This is a genomic window from Paenibacillus sp. GL_099_B, from assembly GCF_057835695.1.
The window spans coordinates 549,815-562,753 of record NZ_CM174430.1 but is presented as its reverse complement, the minus strand read 5'-3'; the positions used below and the strand labels follow the sequence as shown (position 1 = coordinate 562,753).

Below are 12,939 nucleotides of genomic sequence, written 5' to 3'. Positions count from 1 at the left end.
ATGAAAGCCTTGATTGTCGATGATGAAAAACACGTCCGCGATGCGATTAAGCTGCTTGGTCAATGGGAAGCCGCAGGAATCGATACTTTGTATGAAGCGGCAGATGGTCACGAAGCGGTCGCTGCCATTACGGCTCATCAACCGCAAATTGTACTCAGCGATATGCGAATGCCTGGCAAGGATGGTATGGCTCTGCTTGAATGGATATCTGTTCATGCCCCGCATAGCAAGGTACTGGTAATCAGCGGATATGATGATTTTGAACTGGTCAGACATGCGATTCGCTATGGAGGTACGGACTACCTGCTCAAACCAGTTGAAGCAGACGAACTGAATTCATCCTTATTTAGAGCAGTCGACGCCTGGAAAGAAGACGATGCTGTTCGTGTGCAGTCCACGAGACAATCCATGGTGGTGAATCAGATGCGTCCGCATTATCATGACAGACTGCTCACAGAGCTTGTCGTTGGACGCGGAAGTAACAATACCCAATTCCAGCGGCTGCGGGATGAATTAAATCTGCCCAAGCAGATCGACAGTTGCAGTGTGGCAGTCACCAGCCTTTCGCATCTGGATGCGCAATGTTTGGCAAAATATCGCAGTCAGCCTGACCTTCTCGTATTCTCCGTGTTGAATATCTGTGCGGAAATGTTATCCCCACCTGCCGAAGGTGTCGTGTTCCGCCAGCTTGATCAACCGGATGAAGTCGTTCTCCTGTACTGGGGTCAGTGCTCGACACTCCAAACCATTCTGGAAAAAGTGAACGATGGTCTGGAGCAGACCATCCAACGCCGTCTTCATTTTGGTATATCCAGCTGTGAGTTTTATCCTACCGGAACCTCGGGAGCATATCAGGAAGCTAGTTTGCGGTTGTGGCGACGTAATGCCTTGCAAACGAAGCAGTGTATTCACGATGCAATGGAGTCCTCCAACGGAAACAAGGGGCTGCGGTTATCTACCTTTGAGGAGTCCTTACGACTCGCGTCTATGAGCGGGCGCGCTTCCAGCGTGTCCAATGCCGTTGCAGAATGGATTGATCCCATTACCCGGCTCGATGTCGTAACAGCGGAGCAGATACAGCAATGGATGGATGAAATGGAATGGATGATTGGTCGTTGGCTCGACGATGCCGCCGGCGCCCCACCGAAGGAGGAAGATGAAGCGATAGAGGAACAATCCATTCCATTCGCCGAATTACCTTTGGATTGTGACGGACTGTTATCGCTGCCCTTGCTCCGCTCCCTGCTGGAACAGCGGCTGCTCGCAGCCGGAAAGGCCCTCACCGCACATCATCATGCAACACCGGACCCAATGAGTGAGATTGCACGTTATATGGATGCTCATTATCAAGAAGACCTGTCTCTACAGCAGATTGCTGCACGGTTCTACCTGAGTCGCGAATATATATCTCGCAAATTCAAACAGCAGTTCGGATTGAACTGGTCGGAGTATTTGGGCAAACTGCGAATCAATAACGCCAAGCTGCTGTTACAGAACCCTTCACTACGAATTGCAAAAATCTCGGAAATGGTCGGCTATCAGGACGAGAAGTATTTCAGTAAAGTGTTCAAAAAAATGGAGGGCATCACACCGGGGGAGTACCGCAAAACGTTATCTGACGGAAATGCTTAATTGAGCCGCCGGATCTGTGGAAATTCGTCTACTAGAACGTGCTCGATTCGTTAAACGATAAAAGGGGCATCCCGTCATGTTCATGACTCTGGGAATTGCCCCTTTCCTTTTTACATATATGGATGCATCTTAATGGATACACCCTGATCTTCTTTTCTAAAGGAATCAGCGATCCCGCAGTATGACGGAAGGAACAATACGAATATAGATTAACTCTCCCGCCAGCTCGACGATCGTCTGGGTTACAATCACTGCGGCAGCAATTGTGGCCCACTCTTGCGGCAATGCAAGTGCCAATGGCAGAACGACAAGTGAATTTCGGGTCCCTGCACTGAAAATAACGGCCCTGCCTGCGCCAGTGTCCAATCGGAATAGAGCCACTAAGATTCGTGATATGAAGGGCATAACAATTAGAAAAATAATATAGATGGGCAGAACATCCACAATCACAGCAAAATCATTGTAGACCTTCCCGATTTGCGATGCGACAACCACAATCAAGGCCAAAGCCATCATGGGTACAGGCAGCCAGGCGGTTGCATTCATCACCCGTTCTCCTCCGGCTTTGCCTTTGGTCACAACTTGCGTAAGAATAGCCAACAGCAACGGAATAACGATCAGGAACAGAAAAGCCTCCACGAAAGGCCCCACCTGCATGACCTGTGCCGCTACCTTCCCTATGAACAGCCACAAATATACCGGTAATAAGACCATTTGTATAACAAACAGGATTGGAGTTGCAGCCAGCATCAGTTTCTCATTGCCCCGACCCAGCTGTGTAAAAACAATGACGTAATCAATGCAGGGGGTTAGCAGTACCAGATAAACGCCGATGAGCACGGCAGGAGGTTGCGGAAACGCCAGGGTTAACAACCATACGACCACAGGTACAACGATAAAATTAGCAACCAGCAAAGCTCCAATAAATCGCAGGTTGGACAAGGATTCTTTTAGCTGTAAAAAAGGAATCTGTGCAAACATGCTATATAACAAAATGGCAAGCACAGGTGAAACCGTATAATGCAGCGCTGACCCCCATTCAGGGGTGCCCAGCCCGATCGCTGCTCCCACGAACAGGGCAACGACATAAAACCACGTTTGTTGCTTCTCCATCGTTTCTCTCGTAAACAACCTTCTTCCTCTCCCTCTGAGAATTAGCATTTTATCACAATATCAAAATGATAATTGTACGTTTGTAGTGAGTTGTAGTGAATTGAAGTATATGTTATTGTCATATTAGAAAGCAGTTCTGGGTAATATGAAAATATCCGCAATGCGCTAACATTGCGGATATCCAGACAAAAGACCGATGGGTGACCACGGCGCGAATTTCAAATGCATGAAAAACCACCGAATTAAGGGGCCAACCTATCGTCGGTGGTTTTTCTTGTTCTTACGTGTCTTCTTAACGCTGAATAAAGTTCTCAGGCCAGTACAAATACTGACGATCTTTAATAAAGCGTCCAGAATCTTCACGATCAAATCAAGGGACACGGCTCCACCTCCTTTCGGAGCAGCTTCGCCGTGTCTTCCCACCGATTACATTTGTCCTAAATTTGAGTATAGCAGAACGTTGTGAACGAATATAGATAAACTTACCACCCGAATTAATAAGAAGTAAGTCCATGGCATTAAACATATTTCTGCTTCAATCAGCGTACATTGAGACGTAGCACAGCGAATAAGAGAGCGGCAAACCGCAGGATAGCAGACAACGATCCTGTGAATTTTTTTGCGGCTTCTTATTAGAATGCGAAAGAACTGGGTATATTCATTGTATACTGACCCGTGGTTCATTCATTTTTGTAAAACCAAGGAGGAAACACAATGTCACGTAACAATCCGTACAAGTGGTTAAACGCGATTGGATTCATCGCTGTTACCGTAGTAAACTACCTTTCCAACGCGCTGCCTATCGGAGGCAGGACCAACAAGGAAGTATCGGATATGTACCCTGTATTGCTCACCCCTTCAGGTTATGCTTTCTCCATATGGGGACTGATCTATCTGCTGCTCGCTGGCTTTGTTATTTATCAATTCGTTCCATCTTCGTGGAAAAGGGACTCCATTACCCGCCTCGGTTACTGGTTTCTAGCAAGCTGTGCCTTTAATGTAGCGTGGATCTTTGCTTTTCAAAATCTCAAAATCGGTCTCGCCTTAGTCGTCATCGTTCTGCTTCTGTTGTCCCTGATCATGTTATATGTAAAAACGCGTGCAATCACCCTTCCCACAACTGCCGAAATCTGGCTTGTGAAGCTGCCGTTCAGCATATATCTTGGATGGGTTAGCGTAGCAACCATAATCAATGCGGCTGTATTATTATATAAAATCGGATGGGATGGCTTTGGACTCAGTGAACCTACCTGGACCATCATCATGTTAATTGTAGGCCTGGTGCTGGCTATACTGGTGAGCTTCCCTTATCGGGATAGTGTATACCCACTTGTCTTTACATGGGCATACATTGCCATCGCACTCAAACAAAAAGACGTTACCTCCGTATATTATACGGCAATTATCATTGCGATCGTGCTAGCCATTTATGCGGTATGGCTGTTCTTCGCCCGTAATCAGGATCGGGATTAACCCGGCACTGTTCATATAAATTCAAAAAGCCGATTTAGGTCATCTGACCAGAAATCGGCTTTTTATGTAACTTTCCTTGCTTGGCAAATATCAGTCTCCCCTATTTGAGGGCAATGACCTCGATCTCCACAAGTGCATCCTTCGGCAGACGAGCGACTTCAACCGCGCTGCGTGCTGGATAAGGCTGTTCGAAGAACGTGCTATACACTTCATTCACCGGAACAAAATCATTCATGTCTTTCAGGAAAACAGTCGTTTTCACGATTTTGTCCATACTCGTGCCTGCTGCTTCAAGAATGGCCTTTACATTGCTCAGGGACAAACGAGTCTGCTCCTGTACATCAGCTCCGAACTCTCCTGTTTGCGGGTTTAGGCCAAGCTGACCGGAAGTATAGATGAAATCGCCTGCTTCAACAGCTTGGCTGTATGGACCAATGGCGCCTGGCGCCTGATCGGTAGAGATTGGTTTTTTCATGATGAGTTCTCCTTCATGTTCGCTGTCCTGCCGCCGCGAGGAGACAAGCCTCGAACTCATTTTTGAAGCTTATTATACCACGATCCCGCCCAGGCAAGAAACGTCTATCCTTAGCTCTCATTCCGATATGGGCAAACCATGGATATCTCAGGACTCATCCAATCCCAACACATGAATAACGTCATTGGAATACACGTGATTTCCCTTGGTTTGAACAAGTGCAATGTTCATCATGGCCCGAGCTATGGTTGAAGCCTGGATTGCCCGGTATTTATCCACTCTGCCTTTCATCCAGCGATCCAGAAACGTCATGACATGAGCTGCCAATTGCTCACCCAACCGTTTTTCTTTGCGATCTCCAAGGATTAACGACGGACGGAATATATGCAGTGAACGGAAACCGATAGCCGATAACGCCTCTTCCATCTCTCCCTTGGTCCGACTATAAAATACACGTGACCCGGCATCGGCTCCCATGGAAGAAATGACGAGCATCTGGGATACACCATGCTCCTTGGCAAGTATGGCGGCTTTTACGGGGTAGTGAAGGTCCACTTGGCGGAAATTTTCCTGACTGCCAGCTTTTTTAATTGTTGTACCCAAACAACAATATAAGTCATCAACATCGCGAAACAGATCTGTTTGCTCTTCAAGTTGTTCCCAGTCCACGACATGCTGCTCCAGCTTTGCATGTTCCAATTCGAGCGGTCGTCTAACCAATATACGAATCCGGCCATAAGCCGGATTCTGAAGCAAGCTCCTTACCAGCAGTTCACCCACAAGCCCGGTGGCTCCAATCACTAGGGCTTGCCGTTCGTGATTCTCCAAGTACATCCCTCCACATATCTCTATTTCAGAAGCACACGACGTCCAAGCGTAAACGTAAGAACCAGCATCGCTGCACCAACACCCACTTGGAAGCCATAGGCGGAAACCCAATTCATCGCGTCCGGCCAGGTTTCCATTCTCTCATACAACCAGCCACCAATCAGCGGTCCAAGAAACGAGGTCACTCCGGTCAGAGCCGAATACACGGCGACAAACATCGGTCTTTCGCTTTTTGGTGTATCTCCGATTGTGAAGTTAAAAGCAAGCTGGTTGAATCCACCCACACCAATACCGAGAAAAATATGGGATAAAAAAAGCGCTATCAAAACAGGCATAAACGACATCAATCCCCATGACAGACAGGAGAGTGCGATGATCGGTAATGTCCAAAATAATAAGGTTTTGTTGCTGAATCTCGCGTTCAGATTGCCCCAGATATAGAATCCGGCCATCATAACGAGCGTCTGCACCACGGTAATTATGGATACCGTCTGATAATTAATGTTAAGCAGGTCAAGCATCACGTAGGAAAATAGCGGAACGATCAACGTCTGGATCAGTAACCAGGCCGCGAGGAACAGTGCAGCCCTCAGAAAGGAAGGATCCTGAAACGGCTTCTTGAACATCCCCCAAAAAACCTTTTCAGTTGAACGTTCAAACGGCACATCTGGATAAAAGCAATAAATTACCGTATTAGCTATGGCGCAGATCCACACAGGAATAAACAGAATTAAGAAACCCATCTCCCCGGGGAAACGATCCAAAACGATGCCTCCAGCAAATAAGCATACGCTTCCAAGTGCGTTCAGAATCGTATTACGAATTCCGAAATAACGCCCTCTCACCTTGGCAGGCACGATATCTCCAATTAAAGATGTCCAGATCATACCACCAATCGTATTGGCTATGAATGCAACCGTATACACACCAATATAAATGCCTACCCACCACTCCTTGGGAAACAGGAACGGTATCAGTCCCGTCGAACTCCACAGGATGCGATGTATCCCCACAAACAATACAAGCATGCGTTTGCGGCTGCGAATGCGCTGCATCCAGTAAGCCGCTCCAATCTGGGCGATATTGACAAACGTCGTAATGGCGAGCACAAAGCCAATATGTCTTGACCCGGCCCCGAGGTACAGCAGAAATCCGGTTAAAAATGGGCCTCCCAGCAACGTCTGCAAAATAATTGCCGGTACACCCTCCCATGTTGCAATGGATAAATTCGTGCGTTGTGTCGAACCCTTGCGCCGTGTTTTGCCTGCAAACGGAGGAGGGTTAACGTTGACCGTCTTCTGTATGGGGATACACTCCTTAGACCGGGTTTCAAGTGCCGGTCGATGCTAGTTGTCACCCCAAATTCTACTCACAGCGTGATGGTTGTCAACTCATTTTTTCACGGTTCAACGGGAGATAGAGATAGAAGGTACTTCCCTTGCCCTCAGCGCTTTTAAGTTCGATCGATCCGTCCAGTAATCTTGCCAAATCCCGACTGATTGACAGGCCGAGTCCTGTTCCCCCAAATTTGCGGCTAATAGACCCGTCAGCCTGTTGAAATGCTTCAAAAATGGATTGATGTTTATCTTCAGCAATGCCAATTCCCGTATCTTGTACCGAGAAAACAATCCATTGACTTAGAATGCCTGACTTCTTCATTTGTTTGGTGCTCACGGTCAGTGTAACCTTCCCCTGATGCGTAAACTTGATGGCATTGGACATGAGATTCCGCAAAATCTGTTGGACTCGTTGGGGATCAGACCATAGGGTCTCTGGTAGCCCTGGCTTCTTGTCCAGCTTCAGTTCTACTCCCTTTTTCTCGGCAACCAGCTGGAAATGAGTCATGGCATCTTCCGTGAGTTGTGCAACACTGATATCCTCCAAGACGATATCCAGTCTGCCCGCTTCCACTTTGGACAGATCGAGAATGTCATTGATTAACGTTAGCAACTCCTGACCAGAATGCTCAATCATTGTGGCAAAATGTACGATATCCTCCTGCTCCATCGTATCTCCGTTCTCGCTGATCATCTGGGCAAAGTTAATGACACTGTTCAGCGGTGTTCGCAGTTCATGCGACATATTCGCTAGAAATTCCGATTTGTACTGTGAAGCAATCATCAGCTGCTTGGCACGATCCTCCAGCACAATCTGAGCCTTCTGCAATTCTTCTTTTTGCACAGACAATAAACGATTGGTACTCTGGATGAGCAAAATCCGATTTTGTTCATTCTGGAAATCTCGTAAAATAAAAGCAAAAATAAGACTAAGTACAATACCAACAGGAAGGGTATACGGCATAATATGCGAGAAAAAATATGTAGCCGGGATAACACCAAAAATAGCAATGTTTAAACTATTGACCACATTTACAATCAATATGACGATGATACCTTTAACAATTAGCCTGTAGTCACTGCGTCTCATCCATATATTCAACCCTGCACACACCACGCCCAGGATCGACATATTAATTAGTGCAGCCACCGTAGCCTCATGGATACCGAAAGTTAACCTGGTCAGTCCAATTCCAACCCCCACGATAATAACGCTATAAGGTTGTCTATACGTCAAAACGGCAACAATTAAAGGAACAAAACGAAGATCGAAGACAACTTCATCATTAAGCTGGAATCCAAATACCGTGCTGAACCAGCCTGCAAAAATAAGTACAAACAATGAACAGATCTGTTTTACTCGTGATGAAGCTCGTATTACGATGTATTTATAGAACACACTAGCAAGGTAAGCAATGGTAATGAGCATCCCCATATTTAATACGAACATTTTTGAAAATTGCATTCACTCACTCCTGTTGTCGTGTATTCATTGACAGAAAACCTTTAGTCCGTATGCATCTCTATCATATCATGCCCGTTCAATCTTCGACATTTCTTCGTCGTCAAAAAAATGCACAAAAATACACAAATCAGGATTCAATTTGTGCGCTGAACGTAGTAGAATATATTGTTGTTCGATTTTAATTGCTGTGATCCAGTTCCTTGCGAACTTGGATGAAAGGAGAAACGGTGTTGTGCACGTGTTAAAAAGCAAATCCTACTGGCTGTCGTTAAGCTTGATGCTTTCCTTGGCTGTCATGGGGATGTTCTATGATATTCTGAATAGTCCGGAACGCGGTTTCTCTGTGCTTGATTCCCCGTTGGACCGGATCATCCCTTATGTACCATCCATGTCCATACCCTATCTGGGTTGGTATCCGTTTGTCTTCGGTGTGTTGGCTTATTTATGCGCCAAGGATCGGCTCACTTATTATCGCGTCCTGTTATCCATGAACATCTGTGTCTGGATCTGTTACCTGATCTATTTTAATTTTCAGACCATGGTGCCGCGTCCCGAGTTAACAGGTACAGGTCTCGGTGCTTCTCTTCTTGGATGGCTCTACGGCCAGGACCGCCCATATAATTGTTTTCCAAGTATTCATGCCCTTCATTCTTATCTGGTTATGCGTGCTGTTCTCTCCGTTCAGAGCATTCGCAAACAGGTTAAGGTGTTTGTTGCTGCCGGGGCAGCACTGATTATATTATCCACCTTAATGATCAAACAACATGTAATCTATGACGCCCTGGGTGCGGTCGTACTCGGTGAATGCGTTTTCACAATTATCACTGGGCTCTCACTGCACCGTCGTCGCAGAAAAGAATCGAAGTGGACAGAGGGAATCAGCTGACCCCTCGCTCCGACGATTTCTGGAGATGCTGTTGCCGTCTCCACTCATCAATAAACAAGCTTGCAAAATAGGGATCCCACTGGGTCCCTTTTCCTTCTTCCAAAATAGATAGCGCTTTCTCATGGCTCATCCCATTCCGGTATGGACGATCAGACGTCATGGCATCAAAGGCATCAGCCACGGCAATGATACGGCCAAACAGCGGAATCTCTTGGCCTGCTATGCCATCAGGATATCCTTTGCCATCATATCTTTCATGATGAGACCTTACACCTGGCAGGAAGTCTGCCATGGCATCAATCGGTTCAATCTGTAGCAAAATGCTCTCTCCAAGAACGGGATGTGTGCGAATGATGTCGAATTCCTCATCGGTGAGTTTTCCATCTTTCAATAACACTTCGTCGGGTATGCCGATTTTCCCAATATCATGTAGCAGCGCTGATTTGTATAACAGATCTGCTTGTTCTTCATTCATGCCACTCAGCTTGCCGATCATAATTGAATACTCTGCCACCCGCATGGAATGACCGGCCGTATATTTGTCCCGTGCGTCCAATGCAGCCGCCAGGGTGGAAAAATAACTTTGCAGCAACTGCCGATTGCGTTCCTGTCTCATCTCAAGCCGGTTGATCATCATATTGAATCCGGAGATGAGCGCAGAAAATTCATCCGCGTACAGATCAGGGGTTCTTCTGCCAAGGTCTCCCTCTTGAATTCGGTTCATCTCCTCAGTCAGCTCCGCAACCGGACCGCGAACATCCCGAATCAGCAGCCAGCTTCCCACAAGGGCGAAGCCCCCGCCCAGCACAACGATAAGAACTGCCCACAGAATATACTCTTTCGCAAACTCGCTATCCATATACTGAAGACGGATCGATGTAGCCAGGAAGAACAGAAATAATGGAAATAAACCGATCAGCGCCGTACTCAACTGAAATTTACGCTGAATGGACACCAGGACACGTCCTCCGAGAGATGGTTCCATACCATGCTGTTCTTTGCCTCTGCGGCGAACTTCCAGCAGCAACGGTCTCACGGTCCGAACCGTCAAAAAATATTCAATCAGGGCATGCATCACGGCGATCAATAAGGCACACGCCGCTGCAACTGCGACATATCCATACGGAAATTCCAGCCATCCTGTAGAAATCATCCATATCGTCAATCCGGCAGCAGGCAGGGAAAATCCAAGCATATGCGGACCCAAAATACGATAGATCGTTTGTCCCGGAAAACGGTGAATGCTCTCATACATCTTTGTCAATTCGGCCTTTTCATGATGCTCGGCGGCAAAGAACTGCCGGATGGGGCCAAGTTGTGCCCATAACGTAATCAGTTCAGCAACAAGCATGAACAATAGTGAAATCAACACAATGATAATGAGTCGTACAAATTGAATATTCGGTATTTGTAAGGTAGACACCATAACTACTGTACCTACCACAAAAACAGCTCCCATTGAACCGATAAGATAATTTCGCATCAGACGAAAGATAAATGAACGGTATACTTCCACCCTAACCCCTCACTCTCTAGCTGTAAACCAGTTCTCCCCATTGATGATGACAGAGGGAGATTAAGGGTACAGCCTCCTATTTGTTATCGGTTACTCGGACTGAAAAAATTAATTCATTTCACGGATGGGAAACCTCCATCCTGGAATTAACTATGAATCGTTCATCTAACTTATATGTACGCGTACAACCATACAAAAAAGACTGCTCCCCGTAGGAAACAGCCTGATATAGCAAGACATTTCTTATCCTTTAATTTTGGCAGCCAGAATCATTGTACCACGCGGCTCATCACCCATCGCATCCGGTTCAAGTGTGATCGCGACCGTGTCGTAGTCGTTGGCAGAGTCTAACGTATAGTATACCGCTCCCGTTCCATTATGACTTAGGAAGGTCCCCGCATTCTGAGGTGTATCGCCCTTGATCAGCCAAACCTGGAACGCCTCATTCCCTTCCAGCGTAGGCAAGTTCTCCGCCTGTACAACTAGGTGAGTTCCTTTGCTGTCAATGACGATGGTAGCTAGGCCTTGGGCCACAATGTCCTGTGTCGCAGGACTAAGCTTGACGGCTTCGCCTGTCTGCATTCCCTGTGCAGGCTGCAGGGATGAAGCAAGCTGCTCTTGCAGCTGAGCATTCTGTGCCTGCGTCTGAGCAAGCTGCTCTTGCACCGTCGATGAGCCCTCAGCTTGCTGCTTCAGCGAATCGACCTGGCCTTGCAGCTGCCCGGCATAGATGCCAAGCACGAGCGCCGCTGCCGCGAGGGCTGCGCTCGCTATGCGCCAGGCGCGGCTGCTGCGCGCACGCGCGCGTCCTTGAGGCTGCCACGGCTGTGCCTGCGCAGCCTCCTCCACCCGGGCTGCAGGCACCGCCGTCTCCGGCGGCAAGCCTTGCCCGGGCTGCGCCGCTTGATGCTGCGGCGCAAGATCCTCCTGAAGCACCACGGGTGCTTCAGGCTCCGCAGGAGCAGCCGCCGGCTTCGTTCCGGCGCTCTCCTGCGCGTGTCCGAGCACGTTGCCCAGCACACGTGCTCGCATGCCAGGCGGCGGTGCAACAGGTTCCGCCGCGAGTGGCAGGAAGCCTGTTACTTCCTGCAATTCCCTCACCTCCTGGCGACAAGACTCGCAATTGGCTAAATGCGCTTCAAATGCTGCCACTTCCGCCGCTTCAAGTCCTCCCAGCACATACACCGGTGCCAGATCAGACCATTCCTCATGTCGTTCTATCATGGATGTATGCCCTCCCTTCCCGCATCCGGATGCATTTCAGCATCGGCGAGCAGCTTCTGAAGCTGTCGCATCGCAAGCCTGACACGGCTCTTTACCGTACCCAGCGGAATCCCGAATCTGCTGGATACCTCCTGTTGCGTTAAGCCTGCATAATAGATCGATTCAATGACCTGTTGCTGGTCACCATTCAACTGGGACAAGGCCTCCTTAATTCGGACACCTTCCCATTTGCGCTCTATTTCTTCTTCTGTATTTGTATGTTCATCGGCATATGCCGCCAGTGTTTCGTTTTCCATTGAGGTCGTAGCTGCGCTTTTGGATTTTCGCCTCAGCATGTCCACTGCAATGTTGCGCGTAATGGCGAACATCCACGTGGTCAGCTTCCCCTGTGAGGCCTCATATCGTTCAGCATTGTTCCAGACCCGCAGGAATAATTCCTGGACAGTCTCTTCTGCTGTCATTGGATCACCAACGATCCGATAAGCAAAAGAATACACCGCCCGCTCGTAGCGGTCATATAAAAGCTCCAGTGCGGAAGCATCTCGCTCTGCAATCTGCCGCATTAACCTGCTGTCCTCTATTGATTCAGTCATGCGAGGGCCCCTTTCCGTGTCATCCCTCTTATTATAACCTACGCATAATCATTTGAAGAGGATTACCTTATTGAAGAAAAAATCTGAAATGTTTTCAAAATTGTTTTCAAAAAAAGCTTCAACCTTCCTTTTTATTGCAAAAAATTACAGCCTGTGGTATACTATAAGAGTTGGTATTTAAACAACCTCATATGATTTTCTGTCTTCTTTAAACCCCGGAATATTTTCTTCATGCTGCGACCGCAGCTAATATGCACACTAACCTATGAAGATTGAAGAACCTGAATCACAATAACCCGGTAGTACAGAGTTTCACAAGATGTTCCCATTCACACTGGCGCGGTCATCGGAGCCGCAAGGACAAAAGAGAGGTAGGGCTTTTGTTGTTTTGGATGTC

11 protein-coding genes are annotated in these 12,939 nt (G+C 47.6%); 3 read left to right on the top strand and 8 right to left on the bottom strand.

The annotated features are described in order from the left end of the window. Nucleotides 1-1,632 carry a response regulator transcription factor gene (locus AC3ITG_RS02710; RefSeq protein WP_489252717.1) on the top strand — a complete coding sequence of 544 codons (1,632 nt, stop codon included), beginning with the start codon at nt 1-3 and terminating at the stop codon, nt 1,630-1,632. Between the two features lie 165 nt (nt 1,633-1,797). Here AC3ITG_RS02710 and AC3ITG_RS02705 read toward each other — a convergent pair whose 3' ends face one another. Beyond that, nucleotides 1,798-2,793, bottom strand: coding sequence for an arsenic resistance protein (locus AC3ITG_RS02705; protein ID WP_489252716.1), 996 nt, complete (start codon nt 2,791-2,793; stop codon nt 1,798-1,800). 666 nt (nt 2,794-3,459) lie between these two features. On the opposite strand from AC3ITG_RS02705, the gene AC3ITG_RS02700 reads away from it, so the two are divergent. Beyond that, nucleotides 3,460-4,218, top strand: a complete 759-nt coding sequence (locus tag AC3ITG_RS02700) for a tryptophan-rich sensory protein (RefSeq protein WP_489252715.1) — start codon at nt 3,460-3,462, stop codon at nt 4,216-4,218. Nucleotides 4,219-4,318: 100 nt separating this feature from the next. Here AC3ITG_RS02700 and AC3ITG_RS02695 read toward each other — a convergent pair whose 3' ends face one another. The 4 genes from AC3ITG_RS02695 to AC3ITG_RS02680 form a co-directional block, all read right to left on the bottom strand. Then, nucleotides 4,319-4,693, bottom strand: coding sequence for a RidA family protein (locus AC3ITG_RS02695; RefSeq protein ID WP_076290583.1), 375 nt, complete (start codon nt 4,691-4,693; stop codon nt 4,319-4,321). Nucleotides 4,694-4,840: 147 nt separating this feature from the next. Next, nucleotides 4,841-5,521 (bottom strand): oxidoreductase, encoded by a 681-nt coding sequence (locus tag AC3ITG_RS02690; protein ID WP_489252714.1) that lies wholly within the window; start codon nt 5,519-5,521, stop codon nt 4,841-4,843. A 20-nt stretch (nt 5,522-5,541) separates the two neighbouring features. Further along, nucleotides 5,542-6,699, bottom strand: a complete 1,158-nt coding sequence (locus AC3ITG_RS02685; RefSeq protein ID WP_489254398.1) for an MFS transporter — start codon at nt 6,697-6,699, stop codon at nt 5,542-5,544. A 208-nt stretch (nt 6,700-6,907) separates the two neighbouring features. Further along, entirely contained in the window at nt 6,908-8,323 is a 1,416-nt protein-coding gene (locus AC3ITG_RS02680) for a sensor histidine kinase (RefSeq protein ID WP_489252713.1), read from the bottom strand. Between the two features lie 232 nt (nt 8,324-8,555). Between AC3ITG_RS02680 and AC3ITG_RS02675 the strand changes: the two genes are divergently transcribed. Next, nucleotides 8,556-9,209, top strand: a complete 654-nt coding sequence (locus AC3ITG_RS02675; RefSeq protein WP_413374899.1) for a phosphatase PAP2 family protein — start codon at nt 8,556-8,558, stop codon at nt 9,207-9,209. On the opposite strand, the gene AC3ITG_RS02670 is transcribed toward AC3ITG_RS02675, so the two are convergent. The 3 genes from AC3ITG_RS02670 to AC3ITG_RS02660 all read right to left on the bottom strand — a co-directional run bounded on the left by AC3ITG_RS02670 (nt 9,202) and on the right by AC3ITG_RS02660 (nt 12,542). Then, the gene (locus AC3ITG_RS02670; protein WP_489252712.1) at nt 9,202-10,725 is read right to left on the bottom strand and encodes an HD-GYP domain-containing protein; all 1,524 of its coding nucleotides are present in this window, start codon (nt 10,723-10,725) and stop codon (nt 9,202-9,204) included. The genes AC3ITG_RS02675 and AC3ITG_RS02670 overlap by 8 nt on opposite strands. Before the next feature lie 243 nt (nt 10,726-10,968). Next, nucleotides 10,969-11,949, bottom strand: a complete 981-nt coding sequence (locus tag AC3ITG_RS02665) for an anti-sigma factor domain-containing protein (protein WP_489252711.1) — start codon at nt 11,947-11,949, stop codon at nt 10,969-10,971. Next, nucleotides 11,946-12,542, bottom strand: coding sequence for an RNA polymerase sigma factor (locus AC3ITG_RS02660; RefSeq protein WP_413374893.1), 597 nt, complete (start codon nt 12,540-12,542; stop codon nt 11,946-11,948). The genes AC3ITG_RS02665 and AC3ITG_RS02660 overlap by 4 nt, the downstream gene beginning before the upstream one ends. Nucleotides 12,543-12,939 lie beyond the last annotated feature (397 nt).

Bases quoted from the DNA above. Each gene is read 5' to 3' on its own strand.
- AC3ITG_RS02710 (WP_489252717.1), top strand. From the start codon at position 1: ATGAAAGCCTTGATTGTCGATGATGAAAAACACGTCCGCGATGCGATT.
- AC3ITG_RS02705 (WP_489252716.1), bottom strand. From the start codon at position 2,793: ATGCTAATTCTCAGAGGGAGAGGAAGAAGGTTGTTTACGAGAGAAACG.
- AC3ITG_RS02700 (WP_489252715.1), top strand. From the start codon at position 3,460: ATGTCACGTAACAATCCGTACAAGTGGTTAAACGCGATTGGATTCATC.
- AC3ITG_RS02695 (WP_076290583.1), bottom strand. From the start codon at position 4,693: ATGAAAAAACCAATCTCTACCGATCAGGCGCCAGGCGCCATTGGTCCA.
- AC3ITG_RS02680 (WP_489252713.1), bottom strand. From the start codon at position 8,323: ATGCAATTTTCAAAAATGTTCGTATTAAATATGGGGATGCTCATTACC.
- AC3ITG_RS02665 (WP_489252711.1), bottom strand. From the start codon at position 11,949: ATGATAGAACGACATGAGGAATGGTCTGATCTGGCACCGGTGTATGTG.
- AC3ITG_RS02660 (WP_413374893.1), bottom strand. From the start codon at position 12,542: ATGACTGAATCAATAGAGGACAGCAGGTTAATGCGGCAGATTGCAGAG.